We start from the raw sequence: 21,699 nt of genomic DNA, 5'->3' as shown, positions 1-21,699 counted from the left end.
CTAACTTGAGTCACTATACAGCCATAATGGAAAGATTGCGCCGGAATCCGCTGAAGAATGTGACGCTGCTCAAAATGATGACGGCGTATCATGCTCAGATCGACAGCGTGCTGATTGAACAACAGGATCATTGGGGCGTGCTGCTGCTTATGCCGGCCGCTACCTTCGGCTATGATCACCGGACCTACCCGGAGGCTGACACCGTTGTACTGATGGACTATAGCAGTCCCGAGGTCTTCCCAGCCCTGCTCAAACGGGTGCCGCGGGACGCCAACCTGGTCTTCAAGCTTCAGGAGGATGCGTACCGGGAGGCGCTGGAACCGTATTTCACGCTGCGGCGGGTCCGTAGTCTCTACTCCTATTCTTCGGCCGAAGGCCAGAGGTTTAGCCCAGATGAGGCCTGCACGGTCAGTGAAGCTATCGATGAACGGCTGCTGCCGCTGTGGATGGCGAATGATTATTCGCTAGAGGAGATCACGCAGTATTTTGAAGACGGGGCATTCGCTGTGACGTTATTTGACGGGGATACGCCACTTAGTACATGTATGGTCTACCGCAATGAGGAGCGAATCTGGGAGATCGGCGGCGTACGTACCATAGAAGCTGCCAGACAACGTGGATTAGCGCAACGCGTAGTCCGCACAGCAGTCTTTCACACCCTCAAGCGGGGCTACATTCCCAGGTATCAGGTGCTGGAGAACAATCCCGCCTCCATCCGCCTCGCCGAATCCATTGGACTTACCCGCGCTGTCACGCTGGAGCATTGGGTTAATTATTGATGGTTAAATTGGAGCAATCACTCACTACCCATGAAGGAGTTTAGATGATGAATAATCCCACTCCACCCTATGGAGAACAGAATTATTACCAGCAGTACCCGAAGCCTCCGCAGGAGCGGACGAACAGCAAAGCGGTTGCAGCACTGGTGCTGGGTATTCTCTCCATCGTAATACCTTACGTCAGCATCCTCTTCGGGATTACCGCAATCATTCTGGCTTCGCTTGCCTTCAAGGAGATCCGTTACAGCTATGAGCAAGGCCGGGGACTCGCGACTGCCGGACTGGTCTGCGGAATAGTCTCCACCTTTATTTACACCATTCTCATCATCATGTTTGTTTTAACTGTTGTGTTATTCAATAGCGCACACACTGCGATGGGGGCGTTTGGCTTAGCGTAACGGACTGAGGCGCTCTTCTTTGGGAAAAAAGTCGCCTATTGGGCGAGTAACGGACTCCACAGGCCTTATCCCATAGCGAGACTATAAGGTCGCCTGAGTCCGTTACGCTGCAAAAAGTGGCGTTTTCGCGGGGATAAGCTCTCTCCAGTCCGTTAGATTTTGGGTGGATAGGGCTTAACAACCTTATCCATGCTTTTTAATCTGATGCTTTACTAGGAGGCCGACTATGCAAGCAAGCGAAAGGTACGTTTACCACATTGTAACCCGGAAGAAGATGGCCCTGAATCAAATCATTAATTTTGACAACCAGCAGAAAAACACCTTATATCGTTTCTTTTTCGAGCAAGAACAGTTGAACTCCAAAGGGGAAGACGTTATCCAGATCCTGCACGGCAATTATACGGAGGACGGTTTAAAACTGGATAAAGAAGATGCAGCAAAGAGCTATGAAGATGCCCTGATGTGGAAAAGCATATTCGATTCGTATCACCGGAAAGTGTTACAGATCGTTAAACTTAAGGTCGCTGGAGCTATTTTTGAAGGTGACGGCAGTCTGTTGCCCATGGAAGACGCGGCTCCATTCTCCCGTAAAATCGAACAAGCCAGAGAATACTGGAAAGGTAATATCAATAATGCGCTTCCAGAGCTGTTGATTAACGGAAGAATCGAAGTTGCCGACATCATCACAGAGTACCCCTGCTCCTAAGAATGCTGATGCTCTCCGCTTGGCGGTATTCGGTGGGGGTGAGCTGGTATTTCTTACGGAACATTTGGGTAAAATGGCGCATGTCCTGGTAGCCTACCCGCTCCGCGATCTCGGCCAGCTTCAGCCCCGGATTCAGCAGCAGCAGCTTCGCCTGCTCCAGCCGCAGCGAGGTGACGTATTCCTTATACCCCTGACCTGTCTTCTGCTTGAACAGCTGGCTGAAATACGCCGGATTCAGGAACACCACCGAAGCGATTCTTTCCAGCGACAGCTCCTCGTAGAAATGCTCCTTAATATAGTGCAGCGCCACTTCAATCGCCTTCTCCCCACTCCCTTTGAGCGGCTCAAGCGGCGGTCCCTGAAAGGCCGAAGCCTCACGCATCCGCTTCACGATCTGCGGCACCGTATGGAAGTCACAGCTCAGCCCGGAATGGATCATCTGAAAAGGGATTTTCAAATAATGCGTCAGATGCGTCTTCACCTCCTCCTGGAACTGCTCTATCCGCACACTCTCGCCCGGTGAGATCAAGCCCAGCAGGTGCTGGCGGTCATAGCTGACCACGAAGCCCCGACCATACCGCTCGATCAGCTCGGAGAGAACATTCTCGACAATGAAATGCTCCAGCCGGGCGCTCTGGTCTCCCGGCTCCAGCTGAATCATGACCAGATAGAAGGAATGATAATCCTCAATGAACGCATCGATGTCCAGATTCCCGATATCCAGCCCCGAGGCCAGCCGCTGAAAAACACCCTCGCGCAGGAATCGCAGGCTGGCCTTCAGCCGCTCGCCTTGCCGCGAGATTTGGTTATCCTGCTGGATTTCAGTCGTCAGGCTGTCGATCAGCCCGGTCAGCTTATGCTTGCCGATCGGCTTCAGCAGATAATCGCGCGCACCCAGCCGGACCGCTTCCTGGGCGTAGGAGAATTCGCTGTGGGCAGAGATGACAATCCATTTCACGTACGGATACCGGCGCTTCGAGATTTTCATGAATTCCAGCCCGTTCATGCCCGGCATCAGAATATCGGTCAGCACGATATGGATATGCTGCTCCTCCAGAATCTTCACCGCTTCCTCCGCCCGGCCGGCCACGAACACCTGATGCTCTGCACTGATCTGCTTAATCGTACGCTTGATGCCTTCACGGATGGCCCGTTCATCATCGGCTATAAGAATATTCACTTCAGCAGCTCTCCTTCCACTGGAATAGGCAGCACGATAGCCACCTGCGTTCCCTCACCGGGGAAGCTCTGAATCTGCAGACCATAGCCCTCTCCGAACATGAACCGCAGGCGGCGGTGCAGGTTCTGGAGTCCGATCCCGCTTTTGGCGCCTTCCTTGCCACTGGAGCCCGCGTTATCCGGACTATCCACATTCAGCGACGCCTGTAGCCTTGCAAGCTGCTCCCCGCTCATTCCGTCCCCGTTATCTTCCACAATCAGCTCAAGATGATCGCCCTCTTGCCGGGTGTAGACCTTGAGAATCCCCTGACGTGAGAGCGGCTCCAGTCCATGCTTGACTGCATTCTCAATGACCGGCTGCACCGTCATCTTCGGGACCCTGATGTTCAGCCAGCGTTCATCGACATTCGTCACGATTATAAGGCGGCCCTCCAGCCGGATGGAGATAATCTTCAGGTAATGCCCGATCTGCTCCAGCTCCTCGCTTAGGCTTACATCGGCCCCGTCTTCCCACTGACTGCTGTAACGGAACATTGAGGACAGGGAGAGTACCAGTTCCCCAAGCTGTTCATTGCCCTCCTCATCCAGCATCCAGTAGATCATATCCAGCGTATTGTAGAGAAAATGCGGGTTCACCTGGGACTGCAGGGCATGGAGCTCTGCATTCTTTTCGCTGACCGAAGACAGCTTAACCCGCTCGATCAGCTCCTCGATCCGCCGGACCATCCGGTTGAAGGAAGCGACCAGAATGTTAATCTCCTGATACGAAGAGACCTTGACCATGCCGCCGAAATTCCCCACCTCCACCTGCCGCATCTCGCGGATCAGCTTCTTCAGCGGCGAAGAGATGGTCTGCGATACGATCGACGCAATCAGCGTAGAGACCAGGATCAGCGCCGAGATCACGATCAAGAGATAACGCTTCAGCTCCACCAGCTCCACATTCAGATCCTGGTCCGGCGTAATACTCATCACCCACCAGCCCGAGAAAGACAGCTTGGACGCCACCACCAGCTGCCCGCGCTCCTGCTGAACCATCACATGCTCCGAAGCGGGGAGCTTGGGCAGACGGGCAGCGTCCGGCTGCGGATCTGTGGCCGAGGTGACAAACCGTCCATCCGGGGACATCAGGTAGACCTGACTGTGCGTGCCCAGCTTCAGATTCTCCAGCGCCTCCAGCACCGGCTGCGGGTCCGTCTCATACAGCACGATGCCTATCGGCTTATGCTCATTCAAGTCATAGAGCTGCCGCCCGAAGGCGAAGACCGGGCTGTCCTCCACTTGGTCGATCAGGGAGTGCGGATACACCCCGAGCCAGACCATTTTCCCCGAGGAAGCCTGCAATTGCCGGTACCAGTCCTCCTGTCTGTAATTCGGATCAACCACATTCATATAGTTGCCATAGTTATAGATCTTGCCGCGGTCTGTGATCACATGGATACCCACCAAATCATCCCGCGAATAAAAAATCGAGCCGATGATGTTCGTCACCGTCTGCTCATTGATATAGGCCACCGCCGGCCCGTCCGTCTTCTCATTAATCAAGCGGATCATCTCGAAGTTATTGCTGAGCGATTTGGACAAAGCGTCATACCCTTTATAGAGGAGCGTGAATAAGCCTGCGCTCTGGGCAACGTTTTTTTGCGACAAATCACCGATCTTCTCATGCAATTGGTCTGTAGTCCGGTTATAGTACAGCAGGCTGACAATAAGCAGAATACTGGACATGCAAAAAAGAAACAGCAAGAACAACCGATGATGAATGGAATGAAAGCCGATCTTCATAAGACTCTCCCCTTTACGCACCCGGTTCTGCCGTTTCTTATTATAAAACTTTACCATTTTTATGCAATGGGGTAATTCGGTATGCCATGCCTTATCCCTTAACCGCTCCTGCCACCATCCCTTTAGTAATCTGATTCGACAGGAAGAAGTAGATCAGAATCACCGGCAGCGCGCCCATCACCAGGAAGGCCCCGATATTGCCGTAGTTGACCGAATACTGGCTCACGAAGGTGTAGACCCCGAATGGAAGGGTTTTGAGCTTCTCTGACGAGATGAACGTGGCGGCCAGGATGTATTCGTTCCAGATGTTGATGAAGGTTAGGATACATACGGTCATGACAGGCGGAATGGACACCGGCAGGATGATGCTGCGGAAGATCCGGTACACACTCGCCCCGTCGATGAACGCCGATTCTTCGATCTCATGTGGAATAGCTCTCATGAAGCCGCTCAATATGAACACGGCGATAGGAGTTGAGAACGCGATATACGGCAGAATCAGCGACCAGTGGGTATTGAGGATATGCATATTTTTGAACATAATCATCAGCGGCAGCAGCGTGGCCTGCATCGGAATCATCATCCCCATCAGGAAAATGGTCATCACGACATTGCCGTACTTCCACCGGAACCGGGAGATTGCATAGGCTGCCATCGAAGCCAGCAGAATGACACAAATCATCGTAAGGCCAGTAACGAACACGCTGTTCGACAGGTACTTCAGATAGCTGCCCGAGGTGTAAGCCTCGTAGTAGTTATGCCACTGGAATTTATGGGGCAAAGAAAAGAAGCTCCCGTCCAGAATCTCCTCGTTCGTCTTCAGAGAGTACAGCAGCAGCCACAGCAGCGGGTAGAGCTGGGTAATGACAGGAATGGCAAAAAGAAGATACACGATTCCTTTTTTAAGCTTACGCATGGTCCGCGCACTCCTTTCCTATTCGAATTTTCGCTCAAGCCGGTTGAAGATCATATTAATGATGCCGGTAAAAATCAGACAGACCACCACGAGGAACGTCGCAATCGCGCTGCCATAGCCATACTTGAAGGACAAAAAGGAGCTGTTATACATATGGGTGGAGATGACATCCGTTGCATGCGCCGGACCGCCGCCAGTCATGACCATGACCAGATCGAAGGCTTGCAGGGACCCGATAAACGCCAGGATAATCGAGATTTTGAAAATCGGGATAATCAGCGGAAGCGTAATATAACGATCCGCCTTGAAGCCGTCTGCTCCGTCAATCCGGGCCGCTTCGTACAGCTCGTCAGGAATGTTCTGCACCCCGGTATACTGGATCAGCAGATGGTAACCGAAATACTGCCACAGGGATACCAGATACAGAGAATACATGGCGATATTAGGCTCGGTCAGCCAGTTATGCGTCCAGCTCTCCAGCCCCAGGGACACCAGCACACCGTTCAACATGCCCCCCATGGAAGTCGGGTTATAGATGGTCTTCCAGAGTTGTCCAATAATAACGACGGATAAGATGACCGGCGTGAAGTAGATCGACACCAGCGTGTTGGCTCTGCGCAGATAGCGGTTCAGCAGGATCGCCATCCCCAGACAGAGCGGGATTTCCAGCATGGAAGCCACAGCATACAGCAGCGTTCTCCGCACAGAGGGCCAGAACACCGGGTCATGCCAGAACATATTCTTGAAGTTGCCGAAGCCGACGAACTGAGAGGTCGTCAGACCGTCCCACTTCAATAAGCCCGTGTATAATGAGACCAGTATGGGTACGAATACCAGGCACACATAGAGCAGCAGACATGGCAGTATGAAGACGGCGATTGTGCGTGCCGGCACCTTAAGGACTTTCATCTTTCCCGCCTCCTAATCAAGCAGATTCTTCTTTATCTATTAATTTATAGTGTTAATGATTAATGTCATTAACTTATTAAAGTGCATGATAAACCCGATGCGAAGTAGCCTGATCGGCTTGCTTCGCATCGAGTAGAACAGCTTTCCATTTGCAGTGTCGATATGGCTTAAGTTACGCGAACATTTAAAACTAAGCGGCTTATTTGTTGGCTTCGAACGCAGCCTGATGTTCTTTGGCTACCGCCTTGGAATCCATCTTCTGGACGAACAGGTTCTGGATACTGCTGAGGTGGACCTGTGCGGTTGCAGGGTTCATGGTGTTATCGAACGCCAGGTCGCCGCCCTTCACTTGGTTGAACAGTCCGGCAATATTCACCGCCAGATCAGAATACCCTGCAGCCTTGAGGTCGCCGTCTACCTTTTGGCCGATCCCTACAGCGTTCTTCAGCTCAAATTGCTTCTTAGGATATTGGGTGCCGAAGAAGTTGAGGAAGTCCTTGGTTTCCTGCAGATGCTCACTGTTCGCGGATATGGCGAAGGCGCTGCCGGGGGCGAGCATGAATTCGTTGGGATCGCCTTTGCCGTTCACAGTCGGGAACTGGAAGGCCCCTACTTTACCGGCAACCGGGGAAGCATCAATCGCGCCAGTCTCCCAAGAACCGATGGACCACATAGCGGCTTTGCCTGTTTTGAAAATATTCCCGCCCGCATTTGCATCAATAGAGGTGGCACCGTCAGGGAAAGCGCCCGCTTGAACCAGAGCCTGGAAGGCGTCAACTGCTTCGATGAACGCAGGATCTTCAAAGGTCTTTTTGCCGTCCAGCACATCTTGCAGGAAGCCGGGGCCGCCGTTAGTGCGCAGCAGAATGTTCATGAACAGGAACGAGCCGGTCCAGGAATCCTTTTCGCCGATGGCCAGTGGTGTGATCCCCTTATCCTTCAGGATCTTCACATCCTTCAGCATCTCCTCGAAGGTAGTCGGAGGGGCAGCGATGCCGGCCTGGGCGAACAGGTCTTTATTGTAATAGACGACTTCAATGTTGTTACCGTCAGGGATGGCATACACATTATTGTCGAAGCTGTAATAGTCGAGGAGGCCCTTCTGGTACGTGTCCTTCAGGCCATTCTGATCGAGCATGTCATTCAGCGGAGCGAACAAGCCTGCATCGACGAACGGTTTCATTTGGGCCGCCGGGTTCACGATGGTGATGTCCGGCACTTCTTTGGAGGCAGCCTGTGTCTTCAGCTTGACCTTCTGCTGGTCCGTGTTCAGCGTGTCCAGTTCAATTTTCACATTGGGATGCTCTTTCATGTACGCGTCGGTCAGCTCACGGATCATTTTGTAATTGGGCGTTGCGGGATCGGGGTAGATGTTCTGGAAGGTAAGCGTTACCTTTTTATCGCTTGGTGCATCTGTAGCTGCGGCATTGCCGCTGCCTGTGGCGGCGTTCGGTGCGGCGGTGTCCTTAGCCTTGGAATTGGCGTTGTTGTCCGAGTTCCCGCATGCGGCCAGGCTTACTGCCATTAGCGCGGCGAACGCGACGGTGGCGGTTTGCTTCATTTTTCTGTTGACCATTCATTAAAGCCCCCTCTGTCGTGATAAGCTAATTATCATCAGGGGGAGCGTTTCGGGCAAGGTGGGAACTGCAGAAATGAGGTTTGTTTTTTCTAGGTAAGCGGTTTCTCTAACATCTGCTCATCGTCTTTCACATAGCCGCAATCTTCGTAGGTCCGAATAGCCGCAGCGTTCCTTCTGCCCGTCAATACCTTGACCCGTTTCACTCCGCGCATTCTAAGCTCGTCTTCCAGACAAGTGATGATGCCCCTAGCGACTCCCTTTCTCCTGGCGGTATCTTGCACATAGAGTTCTGTAATTTCTCCATAGGGCTCCTCATAGCAAAAGGAATACAGGCTTTGGGCGCAGCCAAAACCCACGATGGTACCGTTCAATTCAGCTACGGCAATACATTCGTTACAGTTAGTATGTAGATATTCAATAATTTGGGCCGGGGGTCTGCGGACGCCGCCGTTGAACTCTTGGTTGAGTCCCGACAGTGCCTCAGCATCTGCTATGGACGCCAGCCTTACCCTTATAAGTGAATTCATTTGGAGTCACCTCGTTTATTTATATATAGTCATTTATGTTTGCTCGACAAGAAGCTGTCCCAGAAGCCATGAATTGACTGCTTGGGACAGCTCTTAAATAGAAGTAAGATTTACGTAAGCACTTGGGTGGACGCTCCGCAAACGAAACGTTGTTTAAGCGGAATCCAAGATCAATCTTCTACACCGGCAGAAAGATTATTCCCTGCGAAGTCCGGCTTCGCGTACCTTTTATTCAGAATGACCGTCTGCACGATAATGAATATCCCGCCAACCACCCAATAAAGCGGCAAGGCTGCGGGCACCTGAAACGAGAACAGGCCCATCATGACCGGCGACAACCATCCCATCCAAGCCATTTGATTACCTGGGCTTTGCTGATTCTGTACAGCTGCGGATTGCGATACGCGGAACTGCACGTAATAGACCGCTGCGGCAATAAACGGCAGAATCATATCTGCCGTCCCCAGGTTGAACCACAGGAAGTCGTGTGCGGCAATCTCAGGGGTACGTCGGATGGCGTAATAAAATGCCAGGGTAATCGGCCACTGGAGCAGCATCGGCAAGCACCCCATACTGAACGGATTGAACTGATGCTTCTGGTAGAGCTGCATCATTTCGGCCTGCTGCTGCTTAGCGGCATCCGCACTGACATCGTTCTTGTACCTCTCCTTCAGCTCCGTTAACTCCGGCTGGAGGATGGCCATCTTGGCTTTCATGGCCATTTGCTTCTTCGTCTGGTTCATCATCAGCGGCAGGATCGCAAGCCTGATGATGAACGTCATCAGCACAATCGATAAGCCGTAGTTTCCTTGGAATGCATCCCCGAAGAATTGGATTAAGTACGAGAACGGATAAATAAAGAAGTGGTTGAATATCCCCGGTGAATCTGCAAGAATCGGGCTGGCTTGGGATGCTGCTGAGCAGCCGCTAAGCACTATGGCCGGGATAAGTCCCATCGCTAGGACGAGAATAGGCTTGGCCCATTGTGGATACAGGTTCATATTGTTCATTATTGTCCTCCCTAATTGAATGTATGGATCTCAATATGGGGAAGGACGATTGTCTTCGTCATCAGGTGCTTCTCTTCGCCTGGCGGTTCGTGCGATCCAGCGCTGAATACTGCTCGGCTGCATCAGTCTGACCGCTACAGACCAAGTTAAACCGGGTGCAGCCAGTTCATAACCCCAGTGGATCTCCTGCATGGAAATATAGGTGATGGGAATCGACACTACCGAATAGATAAGCGCGATGGAGAATGCCAATTGAATCAAGTCATAGAAATGCTCCAGTCCGGTTCACCTCCGCCTGTATGCGTCATAATGGAATAATATGAAAAATGGTTAATCGTCTATACGTCAGTGTAACGGTGTGGTTCCACGATTCAGCGTAATATCTCTAATTCTTGAAGAACTTCCTTTACGTCACAGCTGGAATTCAAGATATGGATCATCTCTTCCGTAATGGGGAGATTCTCGTAGATTTTTGCAACAACCTCTAAGGATAGGGATAATTCAAAATAATCTGTTGCAAATTCCACAAAATCCTCTGGTGTATGGAATATACAGCCCAATAAAAAATCAGAACCATCGCTTGTACCTTCTGGAATCTCAATGTTTCCTTTGTGCCAGCTGGTGTCACTGTTTTTACGCCAAATACAAAAAGTCACATCTTCTTTTTCAATTGCATCATCTTCAAGTAACGATAATAATTCCTTTGGGATGTCATCATAAATCCCTTGCCATACTTTATGTTCATCTTGTGCATATGGGCTTAATTCAGATTCGTGATCGAAGCCTTTTATTATGGAGCCTTCATTGGAAAACAAAATAAATAAATGATCCCCTGCTCCATTATCTATTTTCGCCATAGTCACACCCTCATTCCAATCTTGTACAAAGCTATGGTAACGAAGCCATTCCTCCTGACAAAGAATAATATTCAGTGAAGCTTGGATTTTCATTAGCTTTTGTAACATTCTTGGTTCCGGTAAACGCTCTAACGCTTTTGCTTCCATAGAATCCTCACCCACCCTATAATATTTTTCTAATTTTACCGTATTGATTTGTATAATTTCCGTGGGTGAACAAAAAGCAGCTGATCACGATAGGATCGACTGCTTCTTGTTGTATAAGCGAGATACATCTCCGCATATTGGCTATCGCTATATCAATTATGCCAGTGGCTGCTTCCACTGTTTGATCACACTGATCAGTCCAGGGACATCAAGGCCGTCGAGCGAAAAGGCTTTGCGCAGCAGGTCATGCGGGATGAACTCATCATATTTGCCGAGATAAGGGGCCTCATCCGGCTTCAGGAGCGTGAGTGCATCAGTAGCCGCAGCGGTCTCGGCGATGATCTCATCCTCCAGCTTCTCTGCATCCACTTTACCGGCGACTACCATATAATACGGTTCCATCGGCACGACTGAACGCAAGCCAAGCGGCTCCTTCAGATTGTTCTTGAGCAGGCGCTCCAGCGTACGGAACTGGCGGCTGCCAGCCCACGGAAGGATGAACATGGAGTCTCCCCCGGCTGGCAGAACCGAACGTGTCAGCAGTCCGCTCTCCTTGGCGAGCCTGCGCGCCCGTTCCAGTCTGGCGGCTGCGCTGGGTGCAAGGTAAGGGTACAAGGCGGTAGACCCCAACAGCTCGCGGATCTTCGTCATAATCCGGGTATGGACATCTCCGCCTGCGCCGAGCCATAGGGTGTCCACTTTCCCTCGCGAGCCTTTGACATAGACAGCCTTATGGCGGTTGTCCACCTCTTCGACCTTCCACAGCTTGCCTGCCAGTGTGAAGCAGTAGCCCGGAGGCGGCACGGTGGTAATGGACCCGATCTCCTCTGTCCCATTATAGACGACATGCTCTTCATCGTCTTTGAATACCGCATAGAACCGGAAGTTGTTGACGATCTTCTCCCCCGCCATTCCGATCAGCAGGCTGCCCTCATCCATCTTCTCAATATGGCCCATGCCCAGCATGTACTCCATGAAATCATCATAATCAGCGGGATCGATGCTGCGGAAGGACGGCAGGCTCAGTACAGCCTCCTTCAGCTCCTCCGGCTCTGCTTCGCCCATGCTCTTCAGAATGCTCATCGTCTGATGATACAGGAGGCCGACCGGCAGCTGGCGAACGCTCAGCGGCTCCACCCATTTCTCGCGCACGTACAGCTCGATCACGGCAATGGCCCGCAGCAGCGTCCACGGCATGCGCGCCGGGAGCTGCGCCTCCTCGTCCTCCTCCTCGGGCGTGACGAAGATCATCTCGGAGGCGGCGTCCCCGCGCCTGCCCGAGCGGCCCAGCCGCTGCACGAAGCTCGCGCAGCTATAAGGCGCGCCAAGCTGCAGCACCCGCTCCAGCTCGCCCAGGTCAATCCCCAGCTCCAGCGTCAGCGTCGCTGCAGCTACAGCCGGCCCCGCGCCGTCACGGAGCGTGGCCTCGGTCTCCTCGCGCAGCATAGCGGAGATGCTTCCATGATGCACATGGAAGACATCCCGCTCGCCGCGCTTAGCGGCAATGCGCCGCATCTCCAGGATGGCCTCTTCGGCATCGCTGCGGCTGTTCGTGAAGATCAACGCTTTCTTGATATGCGTGTGATCGTAGATGAACCCGTAATACGCCTGTCGCGCCCGCTCCAGGTGTTCGGCCTCCTCCTCATTCCGCGCATCCGGGAACGAGAAATGCTCCACGCTCAGCCGCAGCTTGCGCCCGCCCTGCGGTGCGCTGACCTCTACGCTCTCGCGCGTGCCCGCCGCCAGCCACTCCGTGACGGAGGCGTAGTCGCTCAGCGTCGCAGAGAGGCCGACCCTCCGCGGATGACAGCCCGCCATCCGGGAGATCCGCGCCAGCTGGCTCAGCACCTGAATGCCGCGGTCCGCGCCCATGAAGGCATGAACTTCATCGATGACGATGAAGCGCAGATCATGGAACAGGGCCGGAATCGCATTCGGGCGGTTCATCAGCAGGCCCTCCAGCGATTCAGGGGTAATCTGCAGCACCCCCGAAGGGTTCTGCATCAGCTTGGTCTTGTCTGCCTGCGGCACATCGCCATGCCAGTGCCAGACCGGAATATTTCCTTCACGCAGCAGATCATTCAGCCGCGTGAACTGGTCGTTGATCAGCGCCTTCAGCGGCGCGATATACAGGATGCCTACAGATGCAGACGGACGCTCGTACAGCTCCGTAAGCGCCGGGAAGAAGGCCGCTTCAGTCTTGCCTGAGGCCGTCCCTGAAGCGATCAGCAGATGATGCGGCGTGTCAAACAGCACCCGGCAGGCATCGACCTGCGCCTCGCGCAGCGTATCCCAGCGGTTCTTGTAAATGAATTCCTTGATGAACGGGGCCAGCCGGTAGAACGGGTTATCACTCATAGGTCGAACTCCGCCAGGAAGCCGTCCAGCTCATTCTGCTCCGTCTCGGCGGGCCGCGAAGTCCGCTCTCCGACCAGCGTCTCGAATGAAAGCTCGGTATGCTGGTGTAAGGTATGCAGCAGATCCATGAAGTCCCGCACCACCTCACGTGCAGTGAGCAGTTCATCAGCTCCCAGCCGGTTGACTGCTTCTTCCATGAAATGCACCAGTTGCTCCTGCGTTAGTCTTGCTTCATAGCCGTAGTGCAGCGCGTGGATATCCCGCAGCTTCTGGAGCAGGATCAGAATCTCTTCGTGGGAGAGCATCTCCAGCGCGATAATCGGTCCTGTGTAATTATTCAGCCCGCTGCCTGCATACCGTCCGGCTACCAGCCGGGAACGCAGCGCCTCATAGCTGAATAGTCCACGCCTGTGGTCCTCCACGAACTGCGGCGTCCCGCCAACGAAGATGCCAAGCCGCTCTGCCTTCCCCTGCATCGTATCATTGAACATGGTCAGCAGCTTCTCGTAATTGCTCTGCCGCGAGATGCTGTTGGTAATCTTGTAGAGGTTCACCCCTTCATCGATGAACAGCAGCAAGCCTTTATAGCCGATGGCTCCGGTGAATTCCGCCCACAGCTTCATATAGTCATACCAGTTGTCATCATCGATAATGACACCAACGCCTAGCGCCTTCCGCGCTTCCGTACGGGTCGGGAACTCTCCCCGCAGCCAGCGCAGGGAATCCTGCTTCAGCCCGTCATCGGCCAGCTTGTGCCCGTTCCAGTAGGAAGCGAGCACCTTGGCGAAGTCGAAGCCATGCACCAGCCCGCGCATCTCGGAGGCTACCGAATAGATGCGCTGCTCAACCTCATCGCCCAGCTCCGGCGCATCGGGGCCGTAGCCCTTCTCCTGCATCACGGCCTGCTGCAGCGTCATGATCCACTTCTGCAGCATAATCTCCAGCGCCCCTCCATCCGGGCGGGTCCGGGTCGAGAGATGGCTCATCAGCTCGCGGTAGGTGGCGAGCCCTTGGCCCTTCGTGCCGACCAGCCGCCGCTCCGGTGACAGGTCAGCATCAGCAACCACGAAGTCGCGGTCCATCGCGTAGTTGCGGATGATCTGGAGCAGGAAGCTTTTGCCGCTGCCGAACTTGCCTGTAATCAGCTTGAAGGCGGCTCCGCCATCAGCGATGTTCTCCATATCGCGGAGAATCGCCTCCACCTCAGGACGGCGGCCGACAGCGATATGTTCAAGCCCGATCCGCGGCACAACTCCCGCTGTCAGCGAATTGACGAGCGCGGTGGTCATCCGCTTCGGTATTTTGAGTGGGTTCATTTTACGAAGTTCACCTCTTTATATAGTCCAGCATGGATAGACATTCTTCGGTCAGCTCTTCCCCGTCAATGATGAGGTCCCCCAGACTGTCCATGGCCAGCTCATTAATCTCATCGTAGAGCAACTCTGCCATCGTTCCTGCTCCCGCAGCCAGCCGCTGCACCTTCGCAGAACCGTCCTCCTCTGCCAGAGCCAGCACGGCCTCCCGTTGCAGCGGAGTCAGCTCTGAAGCGAACAATATCCAGCGGTCCGCTTCGCTCTCAGAGGCTGGCGGCAGGGAAGCGGTTAGCTTCTGTACGGCAGACGGGGAATCACCCGAAAGCTCTTCCCGCGTGCCTCCTAACTGCTCACCCCTGGTCATACGGCCCGCCTGCTCTTCAGCTTTTGCAGAGCTATCGGAGACACTTTCCGCATTTGCTGATACAGTTGATGCAACTCTTGCATCCGCATTTGCAACTCTTGCATGTGCTTCCGCATTACTTTTCACATCTGCTGATTCAGCTCTTCCATGTACTTCTGCATCACTTTTCACATCTGCTGATCCGGTACTTTCATATGCACCTGCATCACTCTTTACATCTGCTGATCCGGCTCTTCCAGACACATCCGCATCACTTCCGATACCAGCCAATCCGGCTCCTCCAAGTGCTCCTTCAGACTCAATTATCCATTCTGCGTCATCTTCCTGACCCGGTTCCCCGGTGTCTTCCACCGTAAGCAAGGAACGCACCACCTCGGAGTCGCTTGCCAGCTGCTCCAGCTTCCGCTGGTCAATGACCACCGCCGGCCCCTTCTCTTCCTGCTCCGCCTTGCGGAATTCACGCTCCAGAAACCGGGTGACGAGATCATCCATATCGGCATCGACCCGGACATCCTTCAGTCTTCCCCGGTAGCCCATCAGCGCCCGCAGCTTGTTCTCGGTCAGCCGGAACAGGCGGGTAATCAGGCTGCGCAGCGGTGGGGACTTGCTGACCCGTATAACAGGCACAAGAACAGAATAGCCATACAGGGAGATATCGTATACCGCACTGCGGAACAAATAACGTTCACGGACAACAGGCGGGGCGGGCGGGAACATCGTGATCAGATTAGAGCCGTGCTTCCGCGCGACATAAGCATCAATTAGAGCTACAACCTGGGGAATATAACGATCCGCAGCGATTTTACCCTCGCCGGTGTAGAATTTCGACTTGCTGATATCATAGTCCGACATCACACTCAGCACCTCGATGCTAAGCTGCTCCGGGGCAGTAGACAGGCAACGGACCAGCTCAAGCTCAGCCAGATCCCCGGCCAGCCCTCGCGAACGGGCCACGATATCCGAGAGTGAGATATCCAGCTTATGGACAAAAGAGAAATCCGCAATCCACCCGCCAAGGTACTGATCCAGACGTTTGTAACTATCGCGGTAAGCCTCCCACAGCAGATTGAGCTGACGGTAGCCTTCCTGAGGCTCATCCCAGCCCACGCCGTTAATCAGCTCATAGATATGCAGGAAGATATAAGAGAGATCGGTCTTCGGGTATCTCCCTTGCCGGACTTCATCCCGCCAGAAAAAATACCATCTGCTCTGCGCGCCGGTCATATGCCCGTAGGTGGGCCAATAGCTTTTGAACGGGACGAACAGCGCCGCAGGCTCCTTATGCTCTACAAGCTCACGTGCACGCTGAACGAACTCACTCTCAGTAGTGGTTACCGGCTCCACACTCTCTTCCATATCCCAGAGCTGGAGCTGGACTGTATCGTAACCGGAACCGGACGTCTTCTTCTTAACCGGCTCTGACTTTGGCTTCCGGCTGCCTTCATCTACAGTACCGCGCGGCGGAATCGCCACATTCTGCTCCGTACTCTCCCAGACCAGCTCCGAGAAATGCAGGCCCTGCCTGTCTTTAGCCATGCTTCATCGCCCCACCCGTATGTCTTCGTAATTCCCACATTATATCATATACCCTATGCAGCAGATGCAGCCGTTCCAGTCATGTGCAGGTACGCTTAATGAAGCTACTCTTACTGCAACTCTGCTTCTTTCTCGATACTACTCACTTCTACTTACTTCTACTTACTTCTACTTACTTCTACTTACTTCTACTTACTCTTACTTACTCTTACTTACTCTTACTTACTCTTACTTACAGCCTCTCCCTACTACTTTACAGCAACCCACATCTACTTACTGTTATTCCCTACCACTTCCTGCTACTATTACTCCACGGCTTCTCTGCCGGACTGAGATTCCGCTATTCTGAACAGATCAGGCAAATATGACGGTCAAGCGGACTCAGAATCCCTTAATTAAACATTATCGTCTCATTTCAGGGCCGAATAATCCAAATAAGCGCTTCCCAGTCCGCTCGGGCCTCATAAAGTAGCTTTTTGAAGAAATAACGGCTTCTCAGTCCGCATCACCGCTAAAATATCCGAAGTGCCCGTCCGCATCTATGTAGTCGCACAGTCGCACAGTTGCACAGCAAAAATCCGCCTGCCCTCAGGTTTCCCGCCATAAATCAATAAAAAGACCTTGAGAGACTAACTCCTCAAGATCTTGGATGAGAGCGCCTGTCACCACACCGCAACTTGATGTAACCTGCCGGGCAATGAGAACGTTCGTTTGTGTCTCTATAAGAATATACTATACTCACCCTGCGGGCTGCAATAGCGGAGCATGGCTACAGGGGTTTACTATATAGATTGAACTAAAAACTTCAAGTTAAAGGAAAAGTGGCGGAGGGGAATTTTGGAACTGGAGGAGCGGTAGCGACCGCCTTTGTCTGCGGATTTCAACCGTTAACAACGCGATAAATAAAGAAATCTGCAGAAGGGCAGCGGCCGGAAGTCCAAAACTTCTCTGGAGTCACGGCTATTCCCAAAACATAAAAACCAGTAGTTCAATTTATATAGTACTTGCACCTGCCCTTGCACCCTCAACCCTTCAAATAATCACTCGGGCTGCGCCCGGTAATCATCTTGAACACCTGACTGAAATAGGCGGGGTTGTTGAAGCCGACCATCTCACTGATCTCATACACCATATGCTGGCCGGATTGCAGGAATTCAATGGCCCGGTCCACCCGGTACTGGTTCAGGTAGCTGACGAAATTCTCACCGCTGACCCGTTTGAACAGCTGGCTTAGATATTTCGGATGCACATGCAGCTCCTGCGCAAGGCCCATGAAGCTGATCTCCTGGGTATAGTGGGCTTCCACATAGCTTTTGACGCTCTCCACCAGCCGGTTCTTCTTGACGTTCATCTCGGTAAAAGCTGCGGTCAGGAAGGCCGGGATCATCTGGCCCATCCACTCCGTCAGGCTTCTCCAGGTATAGTAGCCCGTCACCGCCTGCAGGAATTCGGACATGCTCATAGGGGGAGTGCGGCCCGGGCAGCAGGCATTCCAGTAATACATCAGCGTAGTGAACAGCCCGACACACACCGTCTGAATATCCTGAATGTTATTCTGGCCCTCCTGCCGGAGCCTGCTGAAGATGATCTCCCAGGTCTCCCATACTTTTGAGGAATCCCTGCACAGCAGCACCTCATTCCACTCTTGGAGCAGCCTCGAATAGTCTTCCAGCGTCCACGGGTTGGTGCTTCCGCACGGCTCATAGGCATAGATGGGACTGGTCTCCTGAAACTCCGCAGAAGCAAGCGCCTCACGGCTCTCCAAGTACGAATCGATCAGTTCATGGATAGCAGGCTTGACCGAACCGATGCCGGCATAGGCCTGAAGCTGAATGTAATTCCGGATCTTATCCATCGTCTCCTGAACCACCTCCTTCAGGACGGGGATCGGTTCTCCCGCCTCACAGTCCAGCAGCAGTACCACTAGCAGATCGTCAGAGTAGTCCAGCACATGCCCCTGCACAGAGGGATGAGCGGCAAGCTTGTGCTGCAGCGTCTCCCGGCAGATATTACCTGCTCCGAAGCGCAGCAGCTGCCATTCGCGTTCCTTCAGCTTATGCAGCGGCGAAGGCCGGTTAAGCTGGATGCTGGCCGCCGCCAGCCGCTGCGGACGGGTAATCTGCAGATATCCGAGCCGTTCCTCAGAGCATTCCTCCGCACTGTAGCGGGTGGTTAGCAGCTCCATAAGCAGGCGTTCCCGCAGAAAAGGAAGCGTGCGGCCGATTTCCTGCTGATAACGCTCCTCCAGCCGCTTCTTCTGCTCTCCGGCATCCAGATCCAGCAGCACAGCGCGGAGCACAGCCTCGATCTCGTCTACCCGGGCCGGCTTCAGCAGGAAATGACTGACGCCCCAGCGCATTGCCTGCCGGGCATTCTCGAATTCCTCGTAGCCGCTCAGTATAATAACCGGCAGCTCCGGTGCCAGCTCCCTTAGCGCCTCTGTAAGCTCAAGCCCGCCCATGCCCGGCATATAGACATCGGTCATCACCAGATCGGGGGAGAGCCTGCGGAACAGCTCCAATGCTTCATGGCCGTTGACTGCTGTTCCAGCCAGGGTAAGGCCCAGCTTCTCCCAGCCCACATGTCTCGTAAGGGCTTTCAGAATATGCGGGTCGTCATCCACCAGCAGAATGGAGCGGCTCATAGCTGATCGCGCAGCAGCCGCTCCAGCTGCTCCTCCGTCTCAATGACTGGCAGCGTAATCATAGCCGCAACCCCTCTCTCCGGCCGGTTGGCCAAGTATAGTCCATACGGTTCCCCGCAATACAGCTGAATCCGGCTCATCACATTGCGGGTGCCGATGCCGCTCACCTGCTCCATCGACCAGCCTTCCGCCAAGCCCCGACCGTTATCCAGCAGCATGATTTGCAAGTAAGGCTGGCTTCCCGGTGTCTTCATCTCCCGCACCTCCAGGTGAATCTGCAAAGGGCCGGAGCCAGGCTCCCGGCTGCCATGAATAATTGAATTCTCAATCAGCGGCTGGAGAATAACCTTCGGAATGAAATAACTCCGGACCGCCGGGTCCGCAATCGACTCCGTATACTCGATGGCAATCGGTAGCCGTTCCTGCTGGATGCTCACATAACACCGCGCATGCTCCAGCTCGTCGCGCAGACGAATGAGCATTTTGCCGCCGCTCAGGCCGATGCGCAGCATTTTGCCCAGCTGGGTGATCATGTAGCTGATATCCTGGGCGTCGTAATCCATCGCCTTCCAGTGAATCATATCCAGTGTGTTGTACAGGAAATGCGGCTTGATCTGGGCCTCCAGCAGTCCGGCCTGAGCCTCCCGCTTCGCGGCGCTTGCTTCCCGCTCGCTCTGCACCAGCTCCTGCAGCCGGTTCACCATGTGGTTGAAGCCATAAGACATCTGCGTATATTCCTCCGTCAGCGACTCACTCATACTGGCCCGGAAATCTCCGCGCTCCAGCTTCCGCATCTCCTGAATCAGCCTGCGCACCGGACGGATCATATTGCGGATGAAGAAATACGCCAGCAGCGCCGACAGGAGCAGACAGAGCAGGCCGATCCCGATCACCTGCCTGTCCGCCTTACGAACCTCCTGCAGCAGCTCACGCGTCGGGATGACCTGGACCAGCCGCCAGGAGATCGTGCTCGGCCTTGAGAACAGGACGAGATAGGACTGCCCGTCCTTTTTCAGCAGCTCATAGCCTTCATTGCCCTCATACGTATGCTGGTAGAGCCAGTCTGCCTCCAGTACAGCCTTACCGGCAGAGCCGCTCTCCTTGTTCACCAGCAGCAGGAGATTGCCGCTCGTATCCACCAGATGGATCTGGCCGTCCAGCACAGCAGGAATATCCTTGAACTGCTTCAGGATATCGTCTGCGGACAGCCGGATATAAAGGTAGCCGATCGTTTTGCCTTCATTACCGAACAGATGCTGAATATGGCCGATCAGATAAGGCTCGTCTTCGCCGCCGCTGCCCTCCAGGGGAACCCAGAGCGAATCCGCCTGCTTCAGCTGGGGATACCAGCTCTCGTTCCTTATCGAAGAGACCGGAAAGACAAGATCCGTCGAGCTTTGCGGCACCCCGCTGAACAAATCACTGTAAATCTCAATCGAGCTTACCCCTTCGTTCAGCACCAGCGAATGCTGGAGAATCTCCGTAATCTCCCGCCTTCTGGAGATCATCTGATACTTGGAGGCAGGCGTGTTCTCCAGCCCCTCAATCACGCTCTTGTTCGCTGCAATGGAGTAGGCTGTGCCCGACACATTGGTCATGAAGTCGAAGCCGCGCTTCGTGCTCTCATTCAGCAGCGCAAGCCTGGTCGTGCTGATCTCCCTGAAGGTTACGTCCGAGAAGGTCCGGTACGCGAGCAGGACAATGAACCCGAGAAAAATCAGATTGAACGTAATAATACTGGCTGCCATCAGCGTGGAGAGCTTGCTCCGCCTGATCCGCAGCAGCCAGGTGCCGAGCATTCTTTTTTGCATCTGCCCCATCCCTATGCTTTTCCCACGATTCTATCCTTTCAGGCCGGATGTCGCAATTCCTTCCACGAAATACTTTTGCAGCGTAATGAAGAGAATGAAGCACGGCACCAGCGACAATACCGACATGGCGAACATCGGGCCCCAATCTGACTGTGAGCTGGAGTCCAGGAACAGGCGCAGTCCGAGCGGCACTGTGTAATTCCCGATATCACTAAGGAAGATGAGCTGGCTGAAGAAATCATCCCAGGTCCACATAAAGGTGAAAATCATCGTCGTGATCAGCGCAGGCAGCGCCAGCGGAATAATGATCCGGCTGAAGATTTGAACCGGCCCGCAGCCGTCAATCGTTGCCGCTTCGTCCAGCTCCTTCGGCAAGCCGCGGATGAACTGTACCGTCAGGAAGATGAAGAAGCCGTCCGTTGCCATCCACTTGGGCAGAACCAGCGGCGCGAAGGTGTTCACCCATCCCAGGCTGTTAAAGAGGATATAACGCGGGATAAGAGTCACATGCAGCGGCAGCATAATCGTCATCAGCATCAGTGCGAAGCCCAGTGCCTTGAACCGGAAATTCAGCCGCGCGAACGCATAAGCCGCCATGGAGCAGGTGATCACATTGCCGAGCACTGCCCCCAGAGAGACCAGCGCCGAGTTCTGCAGGAACCGGGCGAAGGAGCTGCCCTGGAATCCGAACCAGCCGCTGACATAATTATGGAAGTTCCACTGCCGGGGCCAGAACCAGATTTCCGAGAAAATCATATTCGCCGGCTTGAATGAGCTGCCCACCAGCCACAGCACCGGGTACAGCATAACAAAGGCGATCAGACAGATGATGAAGTGCTTGAGCCAAATGGCACTTTTCGATGCGCTGCCTGTATCCATAG

The 21,699-nt window shown here is 53.8% G+C and carries 18 protein-coding genes; 3 read left to right on the top strand and 15 right to left on the bottom strand.

The genetic code is table 11. From position 1 onward, the window contains the following. Nucleotides 1-5: 5 nt before the first annotated feature. The 3 genes from NST04_RS19095 to NST04_RS19085 all read left to right on the top strand — a co-directional run bounded on the left by NST04_RS19095 (nt 6) and on the right by NST04_RS19085 (nt 1,883). On the top strand, nt 6-779 hold the full coding sequence (locus tag NST04_RS19095) for a GNAT family N-acetyltransferase (RefSeq protein WP_341185636.1): 774 nt from the start codon (nt 6-8) through the stop codon (nt 777-779). 47 nt (nt 780-826) lie between these two features. Then, entirely contained in the window at nt 827-1,177 is a 351-nt protein-coding gene (locus NST04_RS19090; protein ID WP_341185635.1) for a DUF4190 domain-containing protein, read from the top strand. A gap of 226 nt (nt 1,178-1,403) precedes the next feature. Further along, a complete protein-coding gene (locus NST04_RS19085; RefSeq protein ID WP_341185634.1) occupies nt 1,404-1,883 on the top strand; it encodes a DUF2441 domain-containing protein in 480 nt (159 codons plus the stop codon). Here NST04_RS19085 and NST04_RS19080 read toward each other — a convergent pair. The 15 genes from NST04_RS19080 to NST04_RS19010 all read right to left on the bottom strand — a co-directional run bounded on the left by NST04_RS19080 (nt 1,861) and on the right by NST04_RS19010 (nt 21,697). Then, on the bottom strand, nt 1,861-3,063 hold the full coding sequence (locus NST04_RS19080) for a response regulator (RefSeq protein WP_341185633.1): 1,203 nt from the start codon (nt 3,061-3,063) through the stop codon (nt 1,861-1,863). The two genes, NST04_RS19085 and NST04_RS19080, sit on opposite strands and share 23 nt — an antisense overlap. Then, nucleotides 3,060-4,847 carry a cache domain-containing sensor histidine kinase gene (locus NST04_RS19075; protein ID WP_341185632.1) on the bottom strand — a complete coding sequence of 596 codons (1,788 nt, stop codon included), beginning with the start codon at nt 4,845-4,847 and terminating at the stop codon, nt 3,060-3,062. Before NST04_RS19075 ends, NST04_RS19080 begins: the two co-directional genes overlap by 4 nt. A 91-nt stretch (nt 4,848-4,938) precedes the next feature. Next, nucleotides 4,939-5,763 carry a carbohydrate ABC transporter permease gene (locus NST04_RS19070; protein ID WP_341185631.1) on the bottom strand — a complete coding sequence of 275 codons (825 nt, stop codon included), beginning with the start codon at nt 5,761-5,763 and terminating at the stop codon, nt 4,939-4,941. Between the two features lie 18 nt (nt 5,764-5,781). Beyond that, complete coding sequence (locus tag NST04_RS19065; RefSeq protein WP_209990069.1) at nt 5,782-6,672, bottom strand: carbohydrate ABC transporter permease; 891 nt, start codon at nt 6,670-6,672, stop codon at nt 5,782-5,784. Between the two features lie 199 nt (nt 6,673-6,871). Further along, nucleotides 6,872-8,248 carry an extracellular solute-binding protein gene (locus NST04_RS19060; protein WP_341185630.1) on the bottom strand — a complete coding sequence of 459 codons (1,377 nt, stop codon included), beginning with the start codon at nt 8,246-8,248 and terminating at the stop codon, nt 6,872-6,874. A gap of 92 nt (nt 8,249-8,340) precedes the next feature. Beyond that, nucleotides 8,341-8,778 (bottom strand): GNAT family N-acetyltransferase, encoded by a 438-nt coding sequence (locus tag NST04_RS19055; RefSeq protein WP_341185629.1) that lies wholly within the window; start codon nt 8,776-8,778, stop codon nt 8,341-8,343. A 170-nt stretch (nt 8,779-8,948) separates the two neighbouring features. Then, nucleotides 8,949-9,788: a membrane protein insertase YidC gene (gene yidC / locus NST04_RS19050; protein WP_341185628.1), complete on the bottom strand. Its 840-nt coding sequence runs from the start codon at nt 9,786-9,788 to the stop codon at nt 8,949-8,951. Between the two features lie 30 nt (nt 9,789-9,818). Then, on the bottom strand, nt 9,819-10,049 hold the full coding sequence (locus NST04_RS19045; protein ID WP_341185627.1) for a hypothetical protein: 231 nt from the start codon (nt 10,047-10,049) through the stop codon (nt 9,819-9,821). 110 nt (nt 10,050-10,159) lie between these two features. Next, the gene (locus NST04_RS19040) at nt 10,160-10,792 is read right to left on the bottom strand and encodes a hypothetical protein (protein ID WP_341185626.1); all 633 of its coding nucleotides are present in this window, start codon (nt 10,790-10,792) and stop codon (nt 10,160-10,162) included. 156 nt (nt 10,793-10,948) lie between these two features. Beyond that, on the bottom strand, nt 10,949-13,150 hold the full coding sequence (locus tag NST04_RS19035) for a DEAD/DEAH box helicase (RefSeq protein ID WP_341185625.1): 2,202 nt from the start codon (nt 13,148-13,150) through the stop codon (nt 10,949-10,951). After that, nucleotides 13,147-14,466, bottom strand: coding sequence for an ATP-binding protein (locus tag NST04_RS19030; protein WP_341185624.1), 1,320 nt, complete (start codon nt 14,464-14,466; stop codon nt 13,147-13,149). Before NST04_RS19030 ends, NST04_RS19035 begins: the two co-directional genes overlap by 4 nt. A 10-nt stretch (nt 14,467-14,476) precedes the next feature. Then, complete coding sequence (locus NST04_RS19025; protein WP_341185623.1) at nt 14,477-16,363, bottom strand: TerB N-terminal domain-containing protein; 1,887 nt, start codon at nt 16,361-16,363, stop codon at nt 14,477-14,479. Nucleotides 16,364-17,387: 1,024 nt separating this feature from the next. After that, nucleotides 17,388-19,007, bottom strand: coding sequence for a response regulator (locus NST04_RS19020; protein ID WP_341185622.1), 1,620 nt, complete (start codon nt 19,005-19,007; stop codon nt 17,388-17,390). Further along, nucleotides 19,004-20,818, bottom strand: coding sequence for a sensor histidine kinase (locus tag NST04_RS19015; protein ID WP_341185621.1), 1,815 nt, complete (start codon nt 20,816-20,818; stop codon nt 19,004-19,006). The genes NST04_RS19020 and NST04_RS19015 overlap by 4 nt, the downstream gene beginning before the upstream one ends. Before the next feature lie 30 nt (nt 20,819-20,848). Then, on the bottom strand, nt 20,849-21,697 hold the full coding sequence (locus tag NST04_RS19010) for a carbohydrate ABC transporter permease (RefSeq protein ID WP_341185620.1): 849 nt from the start codon (nt 21,695-21,697) through the stop codon (nt 20,849-20,851). Between the last annotated feature and the right edge of the window lie 2 nt (nt 21,698-21,699).

The sequence above is a fragment of the Paenibacillus sp. FSL H7-0756 genome (assembly GCF_038006765.1).
GTDB lineage: Bacteria > Bacillota > Bacilli > Paenibacillales > Paenibacillaceae > Paenibacillus_AQ.
The sequence above is the reverse complement of the archived record's forward strand: the minus strand, read 5'-3'. Positions and strand labels throughout refer to the sequence as shown.